The 25,048-nt window shown below is 36.8% G+C and carries 18 protein-coding genes; 15 read left to right on the top strand and 3 right to left on the bottom strand.

Going from position 1 to position 25,048, the window contains the following annotated elements; genetic code table 11:
* Positions 1-18 precede the first annotated feature (18 nt).
* The gene (locus L2586_RS18295) at positions 19-2,076 is read left to right on the top strand and encodes a tetratricopeptide repeat-containing sensor histidine kinase (RefSeq protein WP_235294390.1); all 2,058 of its coding nucleotides are present in this window, start codon (positions 19-21) and stop codon (positions 2,074-2,076) included.
* A 171-nt stretch (positions 2,077-2,247) separates the two neighbouring features.
* Here the strand turns inward: L2586_RS18295 and L2586_RS18290 are convergent, their stop codons facing one another.
* The gene (locus L2586_RS18290) at positions 2,248-3,903 is read right to left on the bottom strand and encodes a mechanosensitive ion channel family protein (RefSeq protein WP_235294389.1); all 1,656 of its coding nucleotides are present in this window, start codon (positions 3,901-3,903) and stop codon (positions 2,248-2,250) included.
* 476 nt (positions 3,904-4,379) lie between these two features.
* Between L2586_RS18290 and L2586_RS18285 the strand changes: the two genes are divergently transcribed.
* The 10 genes from L2586_RS18285 (at position 4,380) to L2586_RS18240 (ending at position 14,871) form a co-directional block, all read left to right on the top strand.
* Positions 4,380-6,563, top strand: coding sequence for a tail fiber domain-containing protein (locus L2586_RS18285; protein ID WP_235294388.1), 2,184 nt, complete (start codon positions 4,380-4,382; stop codon positions 6,561-6,563).
* A gap of 73 nt (positions 6,564-6,636) precedes the next feature.
* A complete protein-coding gene (locus L2586_RS18280; protein ID WP_235294387.1) occupies positions 6,637-8,841 on the top strand; it encodes a tail fiber domain-containing protein in 2,205 nt (734 codons plus the stop codon).
* 21 nt (positions 8,842-8,862) lie between these two features.
* Complete coding sequence (locus L2586_RS18275; RefSeq protein WP_235294386.1) at positions 8,863-9,384, top strand: hypothetical protein; 522 nt, start codon at positions 8,863-8,865, stop codon at positions 9,382-9,384.
* 56 nt (positions 9,385-9,440) lie between these two features.
* The gene (locus L2586_RS18270) at positions 9,441-9,971 is read left to right on the top strand and encodes a hypothetical protein (protein ID WP_235294385.1); all 531 of its coding nucleotides are present in this window, start codon (positions 9,441-9,443) and stop codon (positions 9,969-9,971) included.
* Positions 9,972-9,984: 13 nt separating this feature from the next.
* Complete coding sequence (locus L2586_RS18265) at positions 9,985-10,734, top strand: LytR/AlgR family response regulator transcription factor (RefSeq protein WP_235294384.1); 750 nt, start codon at positions 9,985-9,987, stop codon at positions 10,732-10,734.
* 94 nt (positions 10,735-10,828) lie between these two features.
* Positions 10,829-11,386, top strand: coding sequence for a hypothetical protein (locus L2586_RS18260; RefSeq protein WP_235294383.1), 558 nt, complete (start codon positions 10,829-10,831; stop codon positions 11,384-11,386).
* 145 nt (positions 11,387-11,531) lie between these two features.
* Positions 11,532-12,983, top strand: a complete 1,452-nt coding sequence (gene nhaC / locus L2586_RS18255) for a Na+/H+ antiporter NhaC (RefSeq protein ID WP_235294382.1) — start codon at positions 11,532-11,534, stop codon at positions 12,981-12,983.
* Positions 12,980-13,447: a TlpA family protein disulfide reductase gene (locus L2586_RS18250; protein WP_235294381.1), complete on the top strand. Its 468-nt coding sequence runs from the start codon at positions 12,980-12,982 to the stop codon at positions 13,445-13,447. The genes nhaC and L2586_RS18250 overlap by 4 nt, the downstream gene beginning before the upstream one ends.
* 67 nt (positions 13,448-13,514) lie before the next feature.
* Entirely contained in the window at positions 13,515-13,769 is a 255-nt protein-coding gene (locus tag L2586_RS18245) for a hypothetical protein (protein ID WP_235294380.1), read from the top strand.
* A 145-nt stretch (positions 13,770-13,914) separates the two neighbouring features.
* Positions 13,915-14,871, top strand: coding sequence for a WD40 repeat domain-containing protein (locus tag L2586_RS18240; protein WP_235294379.1), 957 nt, complete (start codon positions 13,915-13,917; stop codon positions 14,869-14,871).
* A gap of 187 nt (positions 14,872-15,058) precedes the next feature.
* On the opposite strand, the gene L2586_RS18235 is transcribed toward L2586_RS18240, so the two are convergent.
* Positions 15,059-16,723, bottom strand: coding sequence for a hypothetical protein (locus tag L2586_RS18235; protein ID WP_235294378.1), 1,665 nt, complete (start codon positions 16,721-16,723; stop codon positions 15,059-15,061).
* Positions 16,713-17,276, bottom strand: coding sequence for an RNA polymerase sigma factor (locus L2586_RS18230; RefSeq protein ID WP_235294377.1), 564 nt, complete (start codon positions 17,274-17,276; stop codon positions 16,713-16,715). Before L2586_RS18230 ends, L2586_RS18235 begins: the two co-directional genes overlap by 11 nt.
* 188 nt (positions 17,277-17,464) lie before the next feature.
* Between L2586_RS18230 and L2586_RS18225 the strand changes: the two genes are divergently transcribed.
* The 4 genes from L2586_RS18225 to L2586_RS18210 all read left to right on the top strand — a co-directional run bounded on the left by L2586_RS18225 (position 17,465) and on the right by L2586_RS18210 (position 25,048).
* Positions 17,465-20,137, top strand: coding sequence for a DNA gyrase/topoisomerase IV subunit A (locus L2586_RS18225; protein ID WP_235294376.1), 2,673 nt, complete (start codon positions 17,465-17,467; stop codon positions 20,135-20,137).
* A 9-nt stretch (positions 20,138-20,146) separates the two neighbouring features.
* A complete protein-coding gene (locus tag L2586_RS18220; RefSeq protein ID WP_235294375.1) occupies positions 20,147-20,617 on the top strand; it encodes an energy transducer TonB in 471 nt (156 codons plus the stop codon).
* A 125-nt stretch (positions 20,618-20,742) separates the two neighbouring features.
* On the top strand, positions 20,743-21,678 hold the full coding sequence (locus L2586_RS18215; protein WP_235294374.1) for a FecR family protein: 936 nt from the start codon (positions 20,743-20,745) through the stop codon (positions 21,676-21,678).
* Position 21,679: 1 nt separating this feature from the next.
* Entirely contained in the window at positions 21,680-25,048 is a 3,369-nt protein-coding gene (locus tag L2586_RS18210) for a SusC/RagA family TonB-linked outer membrane protein (RefSeq protein ID WP_235294373.1), read from the top strand.

Here is a 25,048-nt window from a genome sequence, read left to right as displayed (position 1 = left end):
ATTATGACTGAGCCCCACATGTTTCATAAAACACTGTTCTTACTATCTATATTTTTGTTTGCATTTAGCAAGTCAATGGTCGCTCAAGTTAATGTAGGGCTAGAAAATAAGGTTGAACAATACTTAGCCGCTTCTAATCCAAACGAAGCATACGAAGAACTATCAGGATTAATTGAGTTCAATGCAAATGTTAGCTTAAACGAAGCCAACTATTATCTAGAAAAATATAACAAGGACACCTATATTTCAGAAGATAAAAGGTATCCATTAATTGCTCATTTCATAGCAGCTGATGTACTGTATTACAATGAACTAAAAGATAGTTCATTAATTCAATACTTAACATTGACCGCTAAAGCTAAAGATCTAGGCGAGAATATGCTAGCTGCATCTGGTGTAGGAAATGCAGCTTTTGTTCTATCTGAATTAGGTGATAAAGTAGGTGCATTAAATCTAATCAAGCAAAACCTAACCATTTCCAGGAACACCGGTGATATTCGAGATCTCAGCGACCACACCTACAATCTCGCATCGATGTATGCAGATCTGGGAATGCGAGATAGCTCGATTGTATATTTCGAGAAAACATTAGAAATAGATCGAAATTCAGAGAATCATCATGGGATGATCTATAATATGCAGATGCTCATGGAACAATACTTACTATCAGGTAATTATGAAACGGTCCTATCACTCTGCGAAGAATGCATCCTGATTTCTCAAGAAGTAGAAAATAAAAAGTCTGAGCCCAAGTGCTATTATTATCAGGCGCTCACTCAACTGGAAATGAACCAGTTTTTAGCTGCTAGAAAGAGTATAGAACAAGCCATCTTACTCGATGAAAAGAGGAGCGATCCTACTAGATTAAGCAAGTACTTCTTAGTCTATGCCAATGTTTTAGCTAAACTTAACGAGCATAATGAGGCCATCAAGTATTACCAAATGGCTATTGAAAGTGGGGAGAAAAATCAGGAGCAAACCGACATCGTTGCTGCTTGTCTTGAATATGGTTTGTATTCTGGGAATGTAGAATGGCTAGAAAAAGCGGAACTCATCATTGACAATGCAAAATTAGAATCCTATAGACAAGAACTCTATCAGAACTACGCGCGGCTCAATGCAGACAAAGGATTATATGAATTAGCTTATGGCTATCAGAAGAAAGAAGCTGAACTGCTTGAAAATTATAATAAAGATCAAGGTCTGCAAGTTACTGAGCAGAGTAAGAATGCCTATGATCTGTTTGTGAAAGAAAATGAGAATAGAAATTTACAAATTGAAAAGGAGTTATCAGAAGCAAAAAGTAAGCGAAGACAGAATCAACTAATTTTTAGTTTATTGGTTTTAGGCTTGTTAGCTACACTTGTATGGTTCGCGTATAGAAATCAAAAACAAAAAAATCTCCTTCTGGAGCAAAAGAAAAAGGAAGAAGCGATAGGCTTTGAACTTCAAGTTATGGAAAAAGAACTCACTGCTTTGCGTTCTCAAATGAATCCACACTTCCTATTCAATAGTCTTAATTCTATTAACGATTACATCATTCATGAAGAGCCTCGTCTCGCCTCAAAGTATCTTACAAAGTTCTCGCAACTCATGCGAACAATCCTGAATAACTCGAAGGAGAAGATGATTACGCTGAGAGAGGAATTAAATGCGCTTGAACTCTATGTAGAAATGGAAAATCTCAGGTTCAAGGAGAAGTTTGATTTTGGATTAAAAGTAGACCAGAAACTGAATCTCGATAACATTAAAATTCCAACGATGCTATTGCAACCTTATGTGGAAAATGCGATTAAGCATGGATTAAGAAATAAAAGGGAAAGCGGAAACTTAGAAATATGGGTTCGGCAAGAGGATGGAGAACTTAAAATTGACATTACAGATAATGGCGTCGGCAGAAAAGAAGCTATGCGCCTGAAGAATCACAAAGATAGAGCTCGGAAATCTCATGGTATGGACATCACATCTGATCGAATCGATTTACTGAATCGAATCCATGATATAGATGCCCAGGTTCAGATTATAGACTTAGAAAATGGAGGAGGAACGAGGGTAGAAGTAAGGATGAAAGTGTAGATATAATGCGATGCTTTTTAAGCATGGCGATGCCAGAAGAAATTAAGCGTTGTTTTTTATAGATCGTTATGCTAAAAACGCAGTGGAAAGATCGCCGAGCTTGTTTTGTGAATCTTTTCAAGTCAGGTCAATGATCCTGTCGTTCCTCCTGGCTCAGTGATCTAATTGTTTTTACTCCCCACCTATTGGTTTAATCTTATCCTTACTATCTCGATCTACTCCGAAGTAATCTTTAATTTCTAGTAAGAATTGATCTAGGTTAGCTTGAGCCTCTTTATCCTGTTGTGGTTTCGGAGTCGAACTTGTGCCAGCATTCGGCATCTCTTCGATGTGTATTGTCTGAGTAGGAAATGCAAATCGCACACCTAGTTGATCCGCAAGCTTAATGATTGCATACAGAACTTCATGCTTACCACGTAATTCATCAGTCCATGAAGGCGCTTGGAAAAACATATAAATCAGAATATTGATAGAGCTTGCTCCGAATCCATTCAAGTGAACTTCGAAGTAATCCTTTCGAGATGTTGGATGCATCTTAATAATTTCTCGGATGCCCTCTACAAATTTTTCTATAATTTCAGGCTTTGTATCATAGGTGATTCCAATGTCCGTTTTGAATCTCCTATATACCCGAAGTCCCATATTATCCACCACACTATCGGCTAACAAAGCATTAGGAACGTATGTCAGTGAATTCGCAAACGTTCTAATTCTTGTAGATCTTATCCCAACTTCCTCTACCGTTCCATCTACATCTTTAAAGTGAATCCAATCACCAATCTGAAATGGACGATCTAGAAAGATCATAATAGATCCGAAAAAATTCTTTACAGTGTCTTGAGCAGCTAATGCTAATGCAAGACCACCGATAGATATCCCTGCCAATAATGCTGTAACATTGACATTCAGATAGTCAAGAATGTAAATAACTCCAAATGACCACAATATGATCATGACCAACTTCTCCGCTACAGGTAACAATTGGTCATCAAGTGTGTTTTCCGTTTTTGCAGCTGCTTTTTTGAAAAACTGAAATACGATATTTGCAATATTCTTAATGACAAGAATAATCAAAAATAGACTTAGAATATTTAGCCCTTTGATGATGTAAGCATTTTTTAAAGGCGCTAACTGAAGCATCGGTGCTAGAAATAAAAACAGTCGGATTCCAAGTAGAATAGAGATGATTCTAGCAAGCTGATGTATCGCTTTTTCTACGACTTCATTTAGATCAATTCTCTTCCTAATAAAATTTCTGAAAATTCCTTGAGAAAGCTTACTGGTTAAGCCGGCAACAATCCATGCTAGAATCCCAAGCACAAAGATTCCTAACCACTTCCACAACTTAATAGTCAGCAATTTCACTTGCCAAAATGGAGCATGAAAGTAACTGATTATTTGCGTCCCAAAAGGGTAAACGCCTTTATGTAATTCAGGTATAGCTTCTACCGTCGTCCGAGAATATCTCCATTCTCCATTGATCCGTTCTACGTATATTAACGGTTCTGTTTTGCTTAGAAAATAAACCTGTTCTTGCCTGACTGTATCGGTATAAAGTTCATTCTGTGGAATTCTATTTAGGTCAATGTATAACCCTTTTCCATCCAGGATCTGCTTCAACTTGATGCTTAATTCTACACGATCAGCTACATTCTCGGGAAGAGAAAGTGCTGCTCTGCCAGGATCGTAACTATCAGACTGAAGGTAGTAGAGATGATTATAAATAACGGTGTAAGGGTTTGTCGTGACCTCTGAAGAGTCAATCTGCGCAAATAAATTTTGAGAAAAACTAAGTATTATAAAAAAAGCGCAAATCCTTAATAACATATCTATCTTGTTTTTGGCGAAGATACACAAACTTAGACACCTCTACTTCAGATGATGCAGGAACATTTTCTTGATCTAACAGCATCGTTTTCCAAATCTAATGCACAACTCTGATCTGACACCGCTTCTCCTGATCTGACAGCGCCATCTTTGATCTGACAGCGCTTTTTTTGATCTGACAGCGCTTTTTTAGCGATGTTAGATCTCTACTTGCAATATTGATGTCATCGCAGAAAGCGATAACATCAGGAGTCGACTACCATCCACTCATCTTTGATCTGACACCGCTTTCTTTGATCTGACAGCGCTTTTTTAGCGATGTTTGATCTCTACTTGCAATATTGATGTCATCGCGGAAAGCGATAACATCAGGAGTCGACTACCATCCACTCATCGAAACTGACCATCCAGTCGACGGACTTTGACAGCATGACTAATTCGGCTTAAGTTTGGATAGAACTAATTAACTATCTAAAATGAAAGCATTTACAATTTCCTTCTGTGTTTTATTAGCTAGCCTACTCGGACTTAATGCTCAAAATGTGGGAATAGGGACCACCAGCCCAAAAGCCAAGTTGCATGTAAAATCAGATCAAGGATTAGTAACAGCTTTCTACGATGGATTTAATGAAGGAGTTATAAACTCAGCATATCATGAGGGGGATAAAAAATGGCAGATTATCACCGATGATCCTCCTGTTGGCTCATATGGAGTAGGCGCTCCAAGCGCAATGTTAAATAATGAAACAGCCATACTTTCACTCACTTTTAATACTCCAATTGGCAAAGACGTTCGAATCGCTTTTAGTGCTAATCATAATGATCCAGGAGGTTATTTAAGCTTCACATTAGTAAAGCCAGGCAGCACATTCTACATAGACCACCAACCATCTTGGAAAAGTTATACCACTAATTTCATAGCAACCACCAATCCATCGACCATAAAATTTAAGTTAGAAGCAGAGCAAGATGTACAATTTGCAGAGACTTTTCTCGATGAAATTAAAGTTACCTATATCCCAGATCCAGCATTAATGATCGAAGATGGTTCTGAGATGAGTGGGGGAATATTACAGTCTGATGCTTTTGGTAACGCCTCTTGGGTGGATCTAAGATCAGAAATTGATCAACAGGTTAATCAATCTAATCAAGATTTATCATTTATAACATCAACGAACAGACTTAGCATAGAAAATGGAAATATTATAAACCTACCTGGCCTTTCAAATCTTCAATCGAAAAAACTTACATTATCGGTTGATTCAATCATTTCTTCTCCAGGAATGCATTTTAAAATTCCTGCATCACAGAATGACCAGTCCAACTTCCATTATGATGCAGATAGAGGAAGTATGTCTTGGGGAATTGATCCGATCAGTAATTCAATAACGAATGCTCAACATTCCGTTAGATGGGGTAAGAATAATAAAGTATATGCAGAATATGGTAGTGTCTGGGGGCAGGATAATATCATCACATTCACTGGAAAGAACGCTACTGTATCTGGCACGGACAATAGTGTTGCAGGATATGGATCGGTGGCCTGGGGTAGTAATAATACAATAGAATCTGATAGTTTTGGAACGGTTTGGGGGAATAACAATAAAGTTCTCGGAAATTATGGGACTGCTTGGGGGCAATATAATACCGCTACTAAAAAATTTGCTAGCGCATTTGGTTATAAAAGTTATGCTTATGGTACTAATTCATTTGCGTCAGGTTATGAAGCTGAAGCATTTGGTGAATATTCAACCGCCATCGGAAATTATGCAAGAGCCGAATCATTCGGCGAAATAGCCCTTGGCTATAATAATGCAAGAAGAAATGTCGAAGGTGTAAATTATTGGGACAGTAATGATATGCTACTAAGTGTAGGTAATGGCTACGGAAAAGAATATGGACATAATGCATTATCAATACTTAAAAACGGGTATGTTGGAATTAACAAAAATATTCCAGCTTATTTTCTGGATATCGAAACTGATGAAAAAGGGTATCAAGGAATTCGAATCACTAACGACTATAATGGAAATTCTACTTCTGGAGCAATTATTAAGTTAGTAGGGGAAAGACAATCTATAATTTTAGATGCAAAAAACAGTTTTCGTGATTTTGAAATTTTGCATAATACAGATACTGAAAAACTTTATGTCAAAAATGATGACGATAATATTCTAACAATTACATCAACAGGTGAAATTGGAATAAATGAATCAAGCCCAAGCTATGACCTCCACTTAGGATACAACTCCGCTGCAAAACCTTCTTCTTCCTCTTGGATCGTTGCCTCTGACAGAAGACTAAAGCAAAACATCAAGCCTTTCGAGGGAGGTCTTGACCTCGTTCAGAAAATTAATCCTGTGTGGTTCACTTATAATGGAAGAGCATCCATGCCACAAGAAACAGGCGTGGGAACCATCGCACAAGAATTAGAACGAGTAGTGCCTTACATGGTAACTGATTGGGAGCGTGACGGAGAAAAATACAAGGCTGTTGATTATGGTGCAATGGATTTTATATTGGTCAATGCGATAAAAGAGCAGCAAGAACAGATTATTGAATATAAAAGCAAAGTAGAAAACTTAGAATCTGAATTAGATGAACTTAAGGCAAAGGTAGAGGCTCTAAGTAAAAAGCTACCATCCACTCATCGAAACTGACCATCCAGTCGCTGGACTTTGACAGCATGACTTATTCAACTTATGTTTGGATAGAACTAATTAACCATTTAAAATGAAAGCAATCCTTTACACTATCATCCTGATTTTTATAAGTATAATTAGTCTTATTGGGCAAAATGTGGGTATAGGAACCAGTAATCCTTCTGCTAAGTTACACGTAAAGGGTGATAACAATACCATTTCGATTAAAAATGAAGGGTTTAATGAAGGGGTTATTCCTCCTTCCTATTTAATGGGCGATCAAAATTGGCAAATTAATAATGTGGAATTTTATGATGGTAATTATAGCGCCCAAGCACCAACAAAACTTCTGACAGATGAAGAAGCGGTTATTGAAATCACTTTGAACACTCCAGTAGGAAAGGATATTCGCGTTAATTTTGCTTATAAACATGATCATTCTAACAATGAGGTTAAATTCGAAATCTTCACGCCTAGTGAATCAAAAGAAATCGGCCATACATTGACCTGGAAAATAGGTAGCTCTAGTTTTATTGCTAGTTCTTCTCAATCCATCATCTATTTCAAACTTTCGGGTTTAAAAGACAGCCAAAATGCAGAGACTTACTTAGATCAAATTATGGTAACTTATCATTCGGATCCAGCTTTTAAAATAGAAGATGGAACACAGATGAGTGGTGGAATTCTTCAGTCAGATGCTCAGGGAAATACTTCTTGGGTTGATCTAAGGTCTGAAATTGATCAGCAGGTCGGAGATGCAACTCAGACGCTCCTCTTCAGAACGACTAATAACAAATTAGATATCTCGAATGGAAACCAAGTAAGGATTCTAGCATTATCTAATGATAGTGGGAAATCATTAAAAATGAATGAAAATAGTCTTGACCTTACAACAGGAACCAGTTTTACGATAGGATCAGCCGTAAGTACTATTGGGTATTTTCAATATGAAGGTGGAAATGGTCATCTTTCATGGGGAAAGGATCGAAGCGAGCATACTCCTACAGGAAAATATACAACAAGATGGGGCTTTGAAAATAGGCCGAATGGGGATTACTCAACAACTTGGGGGTATGGCAATACATCTGATCAAAATTCTAGTTTTGGTACATTATGGGGAAAGGAGAATCTTGTAAGTGGACACTTTGCTACCGCTTGGGGTTCAAATAATACGGTCAGTGCGGATAGTTTAAGTACTGCATGGGGAACCCGCAACAAAGTATCTGGATATAATTCTACTACTTGGGGAAATAACAATAACCTGCGTGATTCCTTAACTACCAGTTGGGGGAATGGTAATTTCTTAACAGGAGCTTATGCGACTGCTTGGGGGGATGACAATTCTGTTTCTGGACGAGCCGCCACAGCTACTGGTTATAGATCTTCTGCAGAGGGTAATTATTCTATGGCCATTGGCGCACATGCTAGAGCTCATTCTTTTGGTGAACTTGCCTTAGGGCGCTATAATGCTACAGGAGGGAGTGAAACAGAATGGATGGCTGATGACAATGCATTCAGCATAGGGAATGGGAACTCAAGCTTATTTGGCGCTAATAATGCCTTTGTAATTAAAAAGGATGGGAAAACTGGGATTAATAGGAACAGTCCAGAGTATGCATTAGACATTAGTCTCAATGATACAGGTAAAGGTATAAGAATAGGAAACTATGACTTTTCACGTGGAAATGGTACTTTTTTAGTTTTAGAGGGTTACAATCAAGCCATTAGGTTTCAGAATCAAGGCGAATGGGGTTTCTCTTTAAATTATAGTCCGGATGATAATGTTTTTACTATTCTTGATGAATATGATCATGTAATGACCGTTGATAATGGTAAGATAGGATTTGGAAACTATGCACCTGAGAGACTTCTACATTTAGGTTCAGATTCTGCAATGAAGCCAGGAACATCTACTTGGGAAGTACCCTCCGACGGGAGACTAAAGCGAGATATCAAACCATTCAATCAAGGTCTAAAAAGCATCCAACAGATTAACCCAGTCTGGTTCACTTACACAGGCGCTGCTGGCATTCCAGAAGGAACAACTGTTGGTACTGTAGCACAGGACTTAGAGAAAGTTGCACCATTCATGGTTTCTGAATGGGATCATGTGGATGAGCATAAAAGATCCACAACTTATAAGTCTGTGAATTATCACTCCCTTAGTTTTATGCTTGTTAATGCTGTAAAAGAGCAACAAGAACAGATCGAACAGCTCATGAAAATAGTAGAAATGCAAGGAAAACAGATTAAGGCATTACAGGAAGCACAGCAGAATTCATTAGCAATAAAATAACTTCTTAAACTCAAGACATACATGAAAGTCGTCCTTAAAATATTGACATTAATCCTAATTTTTAGCGCTTGCAAGCAAGTTCAGACGGTTGAATCTGACAGCGAAATCGCAGAAAAGCAAGTAGTTCAAGTTGAAAAAATTGTGGAAGCAAAAACTCCTGTTGAAACTCGGATGAACAAAGAGTTCATCCTTGGCACTTGGCAAAACATTGACCATAAAGACATCAATTTCATTCTTAATCTGAATGTAGACAAAGATTTCGTCGCTGGTGAATACTGCTCCAAAGCACTTAAGTTTTTCCTTGAAGATTGTGCAGGAGATGACGGAGGTGAATATTGTTCTGTCAGAGGACCATTAAATTCCTTAAACATCGAAATAGGTATGGAAAGCTGCATAACTGCTGAAGTCAGCAAAGGCGAAATCCAGCGACAAGACTCCATCATCGTGCTTACATTAGTCGAATCTGCTGGAGAATATGGGAAAGATCACCTAGTTCCTAAATCTTTAAAACTTAAGAAAATCTCTAACGAACCATTTTTATAACCTAGATGCCATTTAAGAACAATCCCACCAAATGCATCTTACAAAAAACAAAAAAAATGAAAATCTTAATGGTATTATTAACACTAGGAATATCTATTTCAGGCTTTGCTCAAAGCAGCAGTCTGTCTACCTTTGAAGAAATGTGGATTATCTCACCAGAGTTCAAACATACGGACATTAAAGCAAGTGTGTCCTTAGCTCCCGAATCTATGACTGTTCAACAATTTAATTCCATTAAGTCGTTTAACGATCTTAATAAGATTATTGCTGATACGCCATTTCTTTCGCTAAGACTTACTCCAGTTCATTCAAAATTAGGAAACAAAAGTAAGGAATTAAAAAGTCCGATGATCAGCCTCGGAGACCGGTATCAACCAGGTAAAAAATATAAAGGGTGGGGAAGTTTTCTTGTTGTCTTCCAGTCGGGAAAAGAAATCGTGCTCGGGATTCCTACCCATGAACCTGAAAAATTAAAGAAATATTTCGAGGCGAATAAATTTTTGATCACAGACAAAATGGGTAAATTTAACAATCTAGAAATCAAAGAGATTAGAATAGAAAACGGCACCTATGGCAAAACTAAATGACCCTGTATAATCTATGAAAACCATCCGATCCATCATTATTGATGATGAAGAACATGCACAGCGATCCTTAACCAAGCTATTGTCTTGGGTAGCAGAAGAAGTGGAAATCATTGATACCTGTTCTTCCGCTACAGAAGGATTGCTTGCAATTCTGGAACATCAACCCGAATTGGTTTTTCTAGATATCGAAATGCCTAGAATGACTGGCTTCGATATGCTCAATAAAATCAAGGATCGAAAATTTCAAGTCATTTTTGTCACTGCCTATGATGAGTATGCCATTAAAGCTTTTGATGCGAATGCAATTGATTATGTGCTAAAACCCATCGACGAAGAACGACTTACTGAAGCAATAGAAAAGGTAAAGAAAATGCTCAATTACGATTCTAAACAAGAAAAATTAGAAGAACTAGTCGCCAAACTTAGCAATTCTGGGTACTCGTTCAATAAAGTCGCACTTCCCACAGCAGAAGGTCTTGAATTTATAGAAGCAGAACATATTCTTAGGCTAGAATCTAGCGGCAATTATACAGAAGTCTATACTGCTGATGGTGGTAAATTATTGATTAGTAAAACCATGAAGGAAATTGCTGCGAAGTTGCCTGAAGAGCTTTTCATAAGACCACATAATTCGCATATCATAAACCTTCAATTTATCAAAAAATATATCCGTGGGAATGGTGGTCAGATTATCCTGGAAGACAACTCTAATATCCCTGTAAGTCGAAGCAACAAAGACATGATTAAAGATTTATCCAGATAGTGTCATTTGCTCATTGGAAATGTACAACTACGAATCCACTTGTCAGGATAAAGGTCGTAATCCATATTTTTAGAAGAAATAAAAACCAAGCAATATGAATCAATTAATTTCCCTCTTTGTACTCTCTTTATTGTTGTGCATGAGTTGCAATTCACCTAAAAATGGATTACAATCAAGCGAAAATAAAAACATTGAAAGTGAAAAAGAAACTACAGATGCTGCAGAAGAATTTGTAGCCGTTATGGAGGAACCAAATACGTATATGGATCCATTTGACCCAGATTTCATCTCTGGTAAATGGGAAGCTGAAGATCAAAATGGGTTCTCTTTCGGTACTTGGTTTTATGTGGAGGACGGCTATGTCTCTGGCCAATATTGCGCGATGAATGAAGATGCTTCTAGGATAGATTGTGGCACCCAAGATGAGGTGAACATGTGTTATCTGAAAAGTCCATACTTAGTGGGCAAAAAAATTCTCGAGTTAGAAGTTGTGAGTTGCTATGCGATGAAAAAAGGAAAAGCTACAATAGAGCCTTATGGTGATGGACAGATTAAGTGGAAACTAACTGAATCACCTGGTACCTTTGGAGTAGACCATTTTGCTCCAGAGGAAGCTATTTTATTTAAAACATCTTTTGATCCATGGGATTAATTTATGCTTCGTGATACCACTTACAGTAATTCAATGAACCCATTTCAGCAAGGCTTATACATTTAGGTCTGATTTACTTCCATTCTTTTTTACTTGCAAACGAAATCCTAAAATTGTATTATTACAGTCTACCAAATTTGAAGTAATGGCAAGTAATGAATTCCGAACCGATGAACATATCGTTGATAATAGAGAATTAAATCTTTGGGAAGCACTGATTCCAGTAATTCTCTTAATGGGACTACTTGCCTACAATATATTCTTTAAAGATGGTGCATGGCTCGGTGACTATTCGAACCAGATTATTCTTCTAATCGGTGGTGCCATTGCAGCAATTGTTGGATTTTTTAATAAATCTACAGTAAGCACCATGGTAAGCGAGGTCTTCGAGAACTTAAAAAGTGTACTCATTCCGATCTGCATCCTTATTCTGGTAGGAGCCCTTGCTGGAACTTGGTTAGTAAGTGGCGTTATTCCAGCAATGGTATATTATGGATTGCAAGTATTGAGTCCAGGAATCTTTTTGCCTGCCTCTGTAGTGATTGCGGCCATTATTTCTATTGCAACTGGAAGTTCATGGACTACATCTGCGACCGTAGGTATTGCCTTGATAGGCATCGGAACTGCACTGGGAATTCCTACAGGCATGATTGCTGGTGCGGTTATTTCAGGAGCTTATTTCGGAGATAAAATGTCTCCATTGAGTGATACAACAAACCTTGCTCCGGCGATGGCCGGTACGGATTTGTTCACGCACATCAAGTACATGACTTATACGACAGTGCCTACTATTCTAATAACTTTAATGGTCTTTACTTTTTTTAGTTTAAATATTGAGACCAGTGGAAGTGCCGATATAAGTGGTCTTCTTCAGACGATGGATACTACTTTCAATATCAATCCGTGGTTATTCGCAGTTCCACTTTTAGTAGTTGCCTTAATAGTTATGAAAACCAAACCGTTGATTGCCTTAGGTGCAGGAGTAGTTGTGGCTGCAATATTTGCTGTTATTTTTCAGTCAGATATATTAAGTGAGCTATCTAGTTCTAAAATTTCTTCAATTATTAATGCAATATTTACAGATACCGCTATTGTAACGGACAATGAAACATTGAATGATCTGTTTACAGCAGGTGGAATAAAAGGAATGCTCTGGACCATCTACCTAATTATATGTGCCATGATTTTCGGTGGGATTATGGATGGAATCGGCGCTTTATCAAGAATTACAAAAGCCTTACTTTCTGTAGCGAGCTCTGTTTTCGGACTTTTTTCAAGCACTGTTTTGAGCTGCCTTGGATTAAATGTCATCGCTTCCGATCAATACTTAGCCATTGTTATACCTGGAAAAATGTTTAAACAAGCGTATGAGGACAAGGGTCTTGCACCTGAAAACTTAAGTCGAACACTTGAAGATTCCGGGACGGTTACCTCTGTATTGATTCCATGGAATACTTGTGGTGCATATCAATCGGGGGTGCTCGGTGTTGGTGTCGGTGAGTATTTTGCATTTGCAATTTTCAATTGGTTAAGTCCAATTATGACCTTAATTTTCGCAGGATTTAAAATTAAGCTTCGTCAATTAGCAAGTAAGTGAAAGTCATAACCTACATCTTATTTTTCTTTTTTTCCTTCAATGTTGCCGCCCAGCAGACTGATTATGCCCCAGATTTTGAAATGAAATTTCAGGATGGAAGTACTGCTCGCTTAAGTGATTACAAAGATCACGTAGTCTACATTAGTTTCTGGGCTAGCTGGTGCGGGCCATGTATTAAAAACTTTAAAAAGTATAAAGAGATACGATCCCAATTAGCATCCGAGGGAATTGTCTTGCTAAATGTTTCTATCGATGACTCAGCTGAAAAATGGAAGGAAGCGGTTAAGAAGTTGGATCTAAATGGGGTAAATACCATTGTTCCTAAAGATAGTTTGTTTCAAAAATATCCCATTTCCTCCATTCCTCTTTACGAAATAATAGGCAAGGATGGGCGTTTTCGCTATCTGACGGGTGAAGCAAACAGGGATATTATCGGTCAATTTAAAAGTTGGGTTTCTGAGTGAAAACCTATGATTAAATAGAGGTTTAACCATTATGTTTGTATTTACTTAGCAAGTAAAAATAAAGCAAATGAAACAAGCGAAATTAATGTTCTTTCTACTCTTATCTATTGGGATATCTGCACAAGAATTTTCCATTTCAGACGAGGCCATAACTTTTCCGAATGGGAAAAAACTCAATATTCCAGTTAATATTCATCATCGTTATATTATTGAATATAATGAAGATACAGAGACCTACTATTTCTATGAAAAAATCAGCCTACATATTCCTTCGTTTGAATTTAAAGATGTTGATGCTGATCGAACGGTTAACATTAATTAAGCTATAGATTTTTGAGTTCAGGATTATTCGTTCTTTTCTTGGGCTCGACGATCTCACTATTAAATGTAATCATCATATTTTACATTCTTTTTGCATTTCTGATTGCTATGATCATGAGATTTCGTCTTAGGTTTAACAAAAAAAAATGAAGATTTTATGTAAGTCAATCTTTCTCTTATTACTCCCCGTACTTTTATCTAGCCAAAATGAAAATCCGAAAGAAACACTTTGGACCATTATGTTCAGCCCCGATGGAAAGTACATTGCAACAGGCGGTTATCAAGACGTATTAACGATACTAGATGCCCAATCGCTAGAAACAGTAAAAACCTATCAAGTCCCAGATGTAATTCTCAGCAGAGTGAAATGGCATCCGACTCAAAATAAATTGGCCGTTATCACACAATCCACAACATTCAAGGCTAAAATATTAGATTTAGACCATGATCAATGGACAGCACTTTCTGGACTAAACAGTGCTTCTCGCGCCGTAGACTGGAACTATACTGGTGAATATCTTGCTGTTTCTGATTTAGAAGGGATTGTTTCCATATTTGATACCTCAGGAAACCTCATAAGCAGTTTTAGGGGAGATAAAAAGGGCGTTACTGACCTGGATTGGCACCCTTTGAAAAATGAGTTGGTAGCTGTCGGTTCGCAAATAGGAATCTACAATCTAGAAGGTGATACACTCAATTCATTTTATCCAACAGAAAAGGAAATATTCATGCTTTGTGTTGAATGGCATCCTAGCGGTGACTTCTTTGTCATCGGCGATTATGGAGACCTTGAGAAAGCAGAAAATAAAGCATTAAGGTTTTGGAATGTTAAAGGAGAAAAACTTCATGAAGTCACTGGAAGCAAAGGTGAGTACCGAAATATTAGGTGGAGCCCTGATGGCAATAAGTTGGCCACTGCAACGGATAAGTTAGGTATTTACACTAAAGATGGCGAACTTATAAACGCATCTATTTCTTCCGAAGATTACTTGTGGGGTGTTGATTGGTCACCGGATGGAAAACAGGTCATCACTTCTAGTAGTCAAGGAAAAATTACGCTTTGGAATAATAAAGCTGAAAAGATTAAGAACGTGGATTACTAAAGAAGTTGCCCGGAGCCTGTGAATGTTTTATTTGAAAAGGGGGAAACTGACAACATGAGTGTATGCTTTATTTCAGAATGACTTATCCATGATTACCCAATTCGCTCGGACTAAAGTCCAATGTCCTCTTACCATAATGAGCTTGAAATTCTTTTATCCCTAAAAACAAAAAACCAGAAACTAATAACTAGATTCTAACTTTTGTTCCGAACTGAAGAGCTAACCTGTGATGAACATCATTATTAGGGCCTAGCCCACTTTGAGATAGATTATAGTGATAAGTAGGTTGTACATAGAAAGCTATCTTATCTGATATTTCTTTACTCACACCAAACCCAGCACTAACACTTGCAAAAATATTCTCCTTGAAATTTTCTGTCTTTAAAAATCCCTCATCGAATGTCTTACGATCTACAAATGATTCTTCACTTACAACTCTTCCTTGGAAACCTGATGATGCTAATGCCGCTGATAATGGCTTAGAAGGATCTTCATCTATGTCATAGTTAGCAAATGCAACGATACCTGCTGAAAAACCATTTGTACCATATACTTTCCACCCCTTCTTCCTAAATAAACTATACTTTAGATTAACAGGGATTTCAACAATATCAAAAATTATTTCTTTTAGTAATGTTGTTTTATATCCAGTACTTGCCTTTCCTGTTACTTCCTTTACTTGCTTAGGAAAATAATTAAGAGAGGTATATTCGATTCCACCTTCTATTTCCCAATTTGCAGTTTCTTTAGATACACTAGCTCCTAAACTATAACTATCTGTAATGCGCGAATACGCTTCTACATCTTGTGTCTCTGTATTAATAAACCGATCATCGTTATATGACTTATCGTATGGAGTATTGATTATGCTCAATTCAGGAGATCCGTATACATTAAACCAATACTGATCTTTCTTAACAGACTTTCCTAAATCGAAACTTGGTGCTGCAATTACTCTTTCCAAAATCGGAATTTCAGGAATATCAATTAAGGATATGTAATTACTCGACTCTTTCTGTCTAAAACTAACCTCTTCATCTCTTGTGTAAACTAAGGAGGCTATATTTCTTTTTGCTAATGGCTGAGACATAACAATAGCCTGTCGTCCATTCATACCAGTAAAACTTGCACCTTCTGCTGAAACGATATTAGCTGAATTATTACTGCCTTCTAAAGAAATATTTGAAGCCGTTGATGCTGCAATAACATCATTTGCTATATTGTTAGCGTTTATTTTCGAATGACTGACCAGTAGTTCTTCTTTTTCAGAATTAACTGCATCCAGTGCATTAGACTTACTATTGTTTAAATCCTGAACAACTCCATGCGTTCGATATACTGATTTCTTAGTAATATTATGGATAGGATACAGCTGCATTATTGATAGAATGAACAGAATAAAGACAGCAGCTTCTATTAGTTTAGTAATAACGATACGTCTTCTTCTCTTCTCTACTTTTTCCAGATGAGCGGCTAGTTTAGGCCATTGACTCTCGCTTAAAGGAGCTTCATAGCCGGCAACCTTGTTAGACACCTCTTGATCAAAAGCAAGGTCTTGATCTAATATTTTTTCGAATTGATCCCAATCAGAATTATCATTAACACTGAGTCCTGCAAGCTTAGCTCCGATTAAAGCATCGAAACTAATTGGACCTTCCACTTCCTCATTTAAGAAATCAAATTCTGCAGGAACTTCATCTAATACAAATGCATCAAGCTTGCTCGCAACAGATTCATCAAATGTAGCATCAGCTTCACTTTCCTGGAACAGATCCCAAGCATTTGGATCTATTTCCGAAGAAAAGGATTCCAATTTTGATTTGATGATATCGTCGAATGACTTATTCTCCATAGATCTTGGACTTCGCCAATAGTATATTTTTTAATTTTGTTCTTGCTTTAACTAAGTTTGATCTGGAGGTTGATTCTGTAATATTTAGAATTTTTGCAATTTCTTTATGTGGATAACCTTCTATTACATAAAGGTTAAATACTGTTCTATAAGCAGGAGTTAACAACTGAAGCGCATCAATAATCTCTTGTGCTGACATCTCGCTCAGTGCATCTGGATCACTAGACGACACATCAAAAACAGCATCTAGATCTTCTGTTCTCCTTCTTGACATCTTTCGATAGTAATCGATGGATGTGTTGACCATTATTCTTCTTATCCAAGAATTTAATGATGTCCCAGGCTTATACTTGCTGATATTTCTAAATACTTTAATAAATCCTTCATGCAAAACATCGAGCGCATCTTCCCTATTGTTCGTATATCGCATGCAAAGCGGCATCATAGCACCATAGTAGTCCTCATACAGCTTTTTCTGTGCCCACTTTTCATTGCGAACACAAGCCTGTATAAAGCTTTCTTCATTATGTTGTAAATCCAATACTACATCCATGCTACTAAATTAACCATTTAGCTCCAACTTATTTAATTAAAGTTATTTCCATAACGCTTTTTTAACAACCTACGCTGCTTAATCTGCCCTTATTCTTAAAATTTTGTTAAGTAATTACTGCTATAATCCCAAGTAATTAATATATGTAAATAATCTTTCATATTTTTGCAGCTACCACTAAAGCAAGTATGGAAGAAGATAAGAACAACGGTAACCTTAAAGGCGAAGCAAACTCTGATGAAAATATCGTTTCTATTTCAGGAATGTATGAAGATTATTTTCTGGATTACGCATCTTACGTAATCCTAGAACGAGCAATTCCTACGATTAATGATGGTCTGAAACCAGTTCAGCGTAGGATTCTTTATTCTATGAAGGAAAAAGATGATGGCCGTTATCATAAAGTAGCTAACCTCATCGGACACACTATGCAGTATCACCCGCATGGTGATGCAGCAATCGGAGATGCACTTGTAAAGCTAGGGCAGAAAGACTTGATGATCGATTGCCAAGGTAACTGGGGAGATACTCGGACTGGTGACTCTGCAGCCGCAGCAAGGTATATAGAAGCAAGATTAACAAAGTTTGCCCTAGAAGTTGGTTTCAATGCCCAGACAACAAACTGGCAATTAAGTTATGACGGTCGAAATAAAGAACCGATTAACCTTCCAGTTAAATTTCCACTACTTCTTTCACAAGGAGCTGATGGAATTGCAGTAGGATTATCTACAAAAATTCTTCCCCACAATTTTAACGAATTAATAAAAGCTTCTATAAAAATTCTTCAAGGGAAAAAAGTAAACATTTACCCAGACTTCGATACAGGCGGATCGATAGATGTTTCAGAGTACAATGGCGGGAAAAGAGGTGGAAAAGTTAAAGTAAGATCTAAAATTGAAATAACAGATAAAAATTTCCTTGCGATAAAAGAGTTGCCTTATGCAACCACAACAACTTCCCTTATAGACAGTATTATCAAAGCGAATGATAAGGGAAAAATAAAAATCAAGAAGGTTATAGATAATACCGCAAGAGATGTAGAGGTTTTAATAGAATTAGCTTCAGGCGTTTCTCCTGAGGTCACCATGGATGCCTTATATGCATTTACATTATGTGAAATAAGTATCTCACCTAATGCTTGTGTAATCATTGACAACAAACCCCATTTCCTAACCGTTGAGGAAATTCTAGAGACTTCGACGTTTAACACTAAGGACTTACTTAGACAAGAGCTGGAAATTCGTAAGGGTGAACTAGAAGAAAAATGGCATTTTGCTAGTCTTGAGAAGATCTTTATTGAAAATAGGATATACAGAGATATAGAAGAGTGTGAAACTTGGGAGGAAGTTATCGAAGCAATCGATGTCGGACTTAAGAAATACATCATCACACCTGGAATGACGGATGCCGATCCTGCAGGGAAGATTAGATTAACAAGAGATATTACGGAAGACGATATTCTTAGATTGACCGAAATAAAAATCAAGAGAATTTCTAAGTTTAATACGTTCAAAGCGGACGAACTGATCGCGAATATTGAGCAAGAGCTTAGTGAGGTGGAGCAGAATCTTGCAACACTGACGGAATATACGATCGCTTATTTCGAAAGACTTTTGTCTAAGTATGGCAAGGATCAAGAAAGAAAAACAACCATTACCACTTTAGAAACGATAGAAGCACGTCAGGTAGTAGCGAATAATGCGAAATTGTATGTGAATTACAAAGAAGGTTTCGTTGGAACAGGATTAAAGAAGGACGAATTTATCGGACCATGTTCAGACATCGATGACATCATTGCATTCAAGAAAGATGGAAGCTTCCAGGTTTCAAGAGTAAGTGATAAAGTATTCGTAGGGAAGAATATCATCCACGCAGCCGTATGGAAAAAAGGTGATGACCGGACTACCTATAATATGTTCTATGTGGACTCGAAAACGGGCCGTACCATGGCGAAAAGATTCCAAGTTCAGAGCATCACACGTGATAAATCATACGACCTTACAAAAGGCGGCGAAGGTTCTAAAGTCTTATATTTTACAAGCAATCCTAATGGTGAAATAGAAACCGTTTCTGTTCAACTTTCTCCTGGTTGTAGTGCGAAAAAGAAGGTTTTCGAATTTGATTTTAATGATATTGCGATTAAAGGAAGAGGAGCAGGTGGAAATATCGTTACTAAATATCCGATTAAGAAAGTTACGCAAATTGAAGTTGGTAAATCTTCGTTAGGTGCATTGAAATACTACATGGACGAAGTAAGTGGAAGACTTAATAAAGAAGAAAGAGGTAAGTATTTAGGTCAATTTGATACTGGAGACTTAATTTTAGCTATTTACAAAGATGGAAGTTACGAGCTTAAGGAGCCAGACGAATTTCTTAAGTATGATGTAAAAGAGTTAGAAATCATCGAGAAATTTAATCCGGATGCTCCCGTAAGTGTCGTTTATTATGAAGGTGAAAAAGGATGGACTATGGTGAAGCGGTTTCAGATTGAAACTTCTACCTTATCCACAAGGTTCCATTTTATTACAGAACATAGGTCTTCTAAACTATTCTATGTAAGTACTCATCCTCAAGCAACATTACATTATACCTATAAGTCCCAAAATGAGAAATTCGAAGAAGATCTTGTTCTTCAAGAATTTATCGATATTAAAGGATGGAAGGCACTTGGAAATAAATTAGGAGATTATAAATTATTATCGACCAAAGATATTTCCCCTGAAATTATAGTAGAAGATACATCATCTGAAGATAATAAATCTGAAGAAGAACCGAAGCAGGTTGACTTATTCGGCAGTGTAGATCCACCAAAAAAGGATGATGATTTAAATACTGGAGATACCATTGAATTTGATGTTTAATAACGAAACTTGAAAAGATCAAAAAAAGAAAAACATTTTATACAAAGAGCGTTTTACAAAGGCGGCATGGAGGCCTTAAAACGCTTTATACAAAATGAATTACAATATCCTGAATTAGCGAAAAAAGAAGGAATCCAAGGGACGGTCAATCTAAAGTTTCATGTCAATTATCAGGGCAAAGTACATAGTGTAAAAGTGATTTCTGGTATCGGTCATGGATGTGATGAAGAAGCTATCAGAATAGTTTCTAATCTTAAATATGAAGTTCCGAAGTCGTACAAGAAAAAGATTGGTTTTCAGAAAAAAATAAATATTCACTTCCGACTGAAGAAAGTGGTCACTCCACTTCCGAAGTCACTTCCTAAGCAAGGTCCAAATCAAGATCCTAAGCTTAGCAACAACTCTTATACTATTTCTAGTACAAGTAGCACATCTACAAGCTATAACTACACGATTAGAACCTCCTCGAAGCCAGATTAGCTCTTAAAAAATATTATTCGCTGAAACGGCTATAAACAAAGACTTATTAAAGCTTACTAAATTTATCTACAAAATAAATTTTGATTCTATAGTAAAAAACAATTCTGAGATGCTCTATAATAGTAATGTTACGAAAAAAGCATTTTATTAGAAAAAATTCTACTGCAGAAGAGATTGCTGCAAAAGAAGATTTCCAGGAATACTGTCAGGGAAGTCCTAGATCCTCCGTTAAAAAATGGGAATATATTATAAAAAGGTATCCCCATTTGCAAGATGAAATAATGGACGCTAAATTCTTGGTAATGATGTTCACGCCAAAGAGCAAGGTAACACAGCCATCACTTTTGAAAAGAAAAATTTATCCTCTTTTGAAAATTTGCGCTGTCTTTGTATTCGCATTAGGAACAGTAGCTGTTTTTAATCAGTACTTAAAGGAGGATTACCCAATGATCACGAAAGAAGCAACTTTTCAGAATTTAGAAGTTCACCTTTCTGATCTAACCCAAGTTCATCTAAGAAAGGGAGGAACCATCACCTACAAAGAATCGTGGAGTGGTAGTAAAAAAAGAGAACTCTGGTTAACCGGGGAAGCTTACTTTGAAGTTACTAAAAGTAAACCATTCATTGTGAATCTGCCGAATGGATCCATTACAGTACTAGGCACTAAGTTTCTTGTTAAGTCAGATTCCATCTATACTCGAGTAATTCTAGAAGAAGGCAAAATCAATTTCAAGAACAATGACAGAACCTTTGAAATGGCACCTGGTGATTTGCTTACTTTATCTAATGGCCAAGTAGCTATGCAATCCAATAATGATATCCAAATTTTTGATTCTTGGATGAAAAATTCGCTGGCTTTTAAAAATATGCCCCTACAGGAGGTAATTAATACTATAAATAATTCTTATGAATTAGATGTTAGCCTTGGTAACCCCAAACTAAAGGACAGAAAAATCACAACGACCATAAATCAAAATGATCCGCTATTACTTCTTAATGCAATAGCTGAGATATATAACATTAGACTCATTCATCAAAATGGTAAAATCGTTTTAAAATAGTATGAAAAAAATTACTAAAAATATATTTTTATTAATCCTTCTAGGCTTAATAAGTAGTTCTCAAAATATCTCCCTCGCCTTAGGTAAAACTTCATATGTTTCTACCCAAAACGACACACAAAAAGTTAAGTTGAGTAATCTGCTTAATGAAATTTCGAAACATTATGGTGTAGGAATAATCTTCGACGCGGAACAAGTCGACAAGTTAATGGTAGAAAAACAATCTTACGACCAACCTATTGACCAAATTCTGAAGAAAGTTCTAAAAACAACTGGACTAGATTATAAAAAATTAAACGACCAGACTTATGTCATTAAACTAAAGAAAGATGGTTCGACTTCTATTTCAAACAAGACAACTGAAATTAAGAAAATAGAAAAAATTAAAATCTATGGTGTCATCATGGATTCCGAAACAAGAGAACCTTTAATCGGAGCGAATATCATAGAAGCGAAAACTAAACAAGGAACCATCGCCGATATAGATGGAAACTATGAATTGACAGTAGAAGAAGGCGCAGTCCTAGATGTTAGTTATATCAGTTATGAATCTAAAGAAGTAATTGCAAAAAGCGCTGGAGAGATGAACATCTTTCTTTCTAAAAGTGCTAAAATACTGGATGAAGTAGTCGTCGTAGGATACGGATCGCAAAAGAAAAGTGACCTTACAGGTGCTGTTTCTAGCATTGGCCTAAAAGAGTTAGAGCAACTGCCTTCTACTGGATTAGAACAAGCATTACAAGGTAGATCTGCTGGAGTTTTTATCACACAGAATAGTGGTGCTCCAGGTGGAGGAATGAGTGTAAGAATTAGAGGAACGGGATCTACTTTAACTGCAGAGCCATTATATGTAATAGATGGAATTCCGATTGTAAATGATAATCAAGGAACATCGGCAACGTTCGAAAGAGATGGCGGTGGACAATATAGCAGTGCACTTACAACGATTAATCCGAATGACATTGAATCTATAGAAATCCTAAAAGATGCATCAGCAACTGCAATATATGGAGCAAGAGCCGCTAACGGAGTTGTTTTAATAACTACGAAAAAAGGAACTAGTGGTTCTCAGACTATCTCGTTTGACAGCTATGTCGGAATGCAACAATTGTATAAGACGATCCCTGTTATGGACTTGCGTCAATATGCAGAGTATCTTCAAGATATTGGGCTTGGAACAAATGTAGAAGAGTTTGAGAATCTAGATTTACTAGGACCTGGAACGGACTGGCAGGATGTTATTTTCAGGAATGCATTTATGCGTAATAATCAGTTCTCACTAACAGGTGGTTCTGAAAAAACAAGATTTTCTTTTACGGCTGGCGTTCATAAGAAAAATGGAATCGTCATCGGATCTGATTTTTCAAGAAATTCAACCAAATTAAACGTTGATCACTCATTTAATAAGAAGGTCAGAATTGGAGCAAATATTCTAGCTTCTAGAACGAAGGAGAACATAACCTTTAATGATAATAGTAATGGTGTTATATACACTGCCTTACTTACTCCACCATTAGTGCCTGCGAAAACATTGGACGGTAATTTTGGTGCTCCACCAGACGGGAATAACATTGTACTCCAGTTTGACAATCCACTTGCTAACGCGGTAGAAATAGAAGATATCAATAGAAAATCTAGACTTCTAGGAAGTATTTATGCTGAGTTCGATGTAACGAGTTGGTTAAAATACAGAATGGAGTTAGCTACAGACGTATTGTATACTAACCATAATACATTCTGGCCAGCATACGATAGAGGAACAGTAAGCCGAAAATCAAAAGTTAGAAGAAATAACAACAACAGTCTTTACTGGCTTAACAAACATCTGTTAACTTTTCAGAAAACCATAGCGAAAGATCACAACGTAACAGTTTTGGCAGGTTTCGAAGCTCAAGAAGGGACTTATGAATGGTTAAGTGCTTCGAGAGAAAACTTACCATCGAATGATCTTATGGAATTAAACTTAGGAGATGCTGGTACACAAGTAGTGAACGGAGGAGCTGGACACTGGGCGTTACTATCATATTTCGGGAGATTGAATTATGGTTACGCAGATCGCTATCTATTAACAAGTACACTTAGAGCCGATGGTTCGTCCCGATTCGGAGCGAATAATAAGTATGGTTTATTTCCATCTTTAGCATTCGCATGGAGAACTTCTCAAGAAAATTTCCTAAAGGATGTTAAGCAACTTTCTAACTTGAAATTTAGAGTCGGTTATGGAGCTGTAGGAAACCAGGAAATCGGATTGTATTCATTTGCTTCTAATTTAAGAGCGACTAATGCGGTAATCGGTAACCAATTATTAACTGCATTTGCACCAGATAACATTGCGAATGAAGATGTGAAATGGGAAAGCTCTATTCAGTTCAACCTCGGAATGGACTTAGGTCTTTTTAACAATAGAATAGAATTCATCGTAGACATTTACAATAAAACTTCTCGAGATATGCTTTTGCCAGCGATTTTGCCTGCGACAGCGGGAGGTTTAAATCCTCCATTTATCAATATAGGAGAGATGAGAAATAATGGACTAGAATTAACATTAAACACTCAAAATTTAACAGGAAAAACGAATTGGAAAACTTCTGCAAACTTCTCTATCAATAGAAATGAAGTGGTTAATCTTGGCTCTACTGGTTCTTTAACGGGTATTATCCAACAACTTCCTATTACCAGAACAGTAGAAGGTCTTCCTATAGGTCAATATTATGGCCATATTGCTGATGGGATTTTTAATGATTTATCAGAAATCGCTGAAGCGCCTTTCCAAGAAACAGGTACAAGACCTGGTGACATTAAATTTCGAGATATAAATGGTGATGGTGTTATAAATGATGCTGATAAAACATTTATAGGTAGTCCACATCCTGATTTCACGGTAAATGTTATTAACGATATCAATATTGGAAACTTTGACATTAGTATTTTCATACGCGGTGTTTACGGTAATGAAGTATTTAATATGCTTGCAAGAGATATAGAAGGAACTGGAGCTTGGGTTAATCAATCACAAGTGGTTCTGGATAGATGGACTACTGACAACTTAGACGCAGAAGTTCCAAGAGCAAATGGTAATGACCCTAATTCAAACAGAAGGATTTCTTCTAGGTTTGTAGAAGATGGGTCTTACATCAGATTACAAAATGCAAGCATTGGATATACACTACCCAAAGTACTTACGAATAAGTATAAAATATCGCTGATAAGGCTATATGCTAGTGGCCAAAACTTATTTACATTTTCTAAATATTCAGGCTATGATCCTGAAATTGGATCCTTTAATCAAAACCCACTTATTAATGGTGTAGATAATGGCCGATTCCCTGTCGGAAGGTCTATTACTTGTGGGGCAAACATAAATTTTTAA

This window comes from Portibacter lacus (assembly GCF_021533215.1).
Lineage (GTDB): Bacteria > Bacteroidota > Bacteroidia > Chitinophagales > Saprospiraceae > Portibacter > Portibacter lacus.
This window is presented reverse-complemented; position numbering and strand designations above follow the sequence as displayed.

What these genes read in the sequence shown, in the direction of transcription:
- L2586_RS18295 (WP_235294390.1), top strand. Translation starts at nt 19, where the DNA reads ATGTTTCATAAAACACTGTTCTTACTATCTATATTTTTGTTTGCATTT.
- L2586_RS18290 (WP_235294389.1), bottom strand. Translation starts at nt 3,903, where the DNA reads ATGTTATTAAGGATTTGCGCTTTTTTTATAATACTTAGTTTTTCTCAA.
- L2586_RS18285 (WP_235294388.1), top strand. Translation starts at nt 4,380, where the DNA reads ATGAAAGCATTTACAATTTCCTTCTGTGTTTTATTAGCTAGCCTACTC.
- L2586_RS18280 (WP_235294387.1), top strand. Translation starts at nt 6,637, where the DNA reads ATGAAAGCAATCCTTTACACTATCATCCTGATTTTTATAAGTATAATT.
- L2586_RS18275 (WP_235294386.1), top strand. Translation starts at nt 8,863, where the DNA reads ATGAAAGTCGTCCTTAAAATATTGACATTAATCCTAATTTTTAGCGCT.
- L2586_RS18270 (WP_235294385.1), top strand. Translation starts at nt 9,441, where the DNA reads ATGAAAATCTTAATGGTATTATTAACACTAGGAATATCTATTTCAGGC.
- L2586_RS18265 (WP_235294384.1), top strand. Translation starts at nt 9,985, where the DNA reads ATGAAAACCATCCGATCCATCATTATTGATGATGAAGAACATGCACAG.
- L2586_RS18260 (WP_235294383.1), top strand. Translation starts at nt 10,829, where the DNA reads ATGAATCAATTAATTTCCCTCTTTGTACTCTCTTTATTGTTGTGCATG.
- nhaC (WP_235294382.1), top strand. Translation starts at nt 11,532, where the DNA reads ATGGCAAGTAATGAATTCCGAACCGATGAACATATCGTTGATAATAGA.
- L2586_RS18245 (WP_235294380.1), top strand. Translation starts at nt 13,515, where the DNA reads ATGAAACAAGCGAAATTAATGTTCTTTCTACTCTTATCTATTGGGATA.
- L2586_RS18240 (WP_235294379.1), top strand. Translation starts at nt 13,915, where the DNA reads ATGAAGATTTTATGTAAGTCAATCTTTCTCTTATTACTCCCCGTACTT.
- L2586_RS18235 (WP_235294378.1), bottom strand. Translation starts at nt 16,723, where the DNA reads ATGGAGAATAAGTCATTCGACGATATCATCAAATCAAAATTGGAATCC.
- L2586_RS18230 (WP_235294377.1), bottom strand. Translation starts at nt 17,276, where the DNA reads ATGGATGTAGTATTGGATTTACAACATAATGAAGAAAGCTTTATACAG.
- L2586_RS18225 (WP_235294376.1), top strand. Translation starts at nt 17,465, where the DNA reads ATGGAAGAAGATAAGAACAACGGTAACCTTAAAGGCGAAGCAAACTCT.
- L2586_RS18215 (WP_235294374.1), top strand. Translation starts at nt 20,743, where the DNA reads ATGTTACGAAAAAAGCATTTTATTAGAAAAAATTCTACTGCAGAAGAG.
- L2586_RS18210 (WP_235294373.1), top strand. Translation starts at nt 21,680, where the DNA reads ATGAAAAAAATTACTAAAAATATATTTTTATTAATCCTTCTAGGCTTA.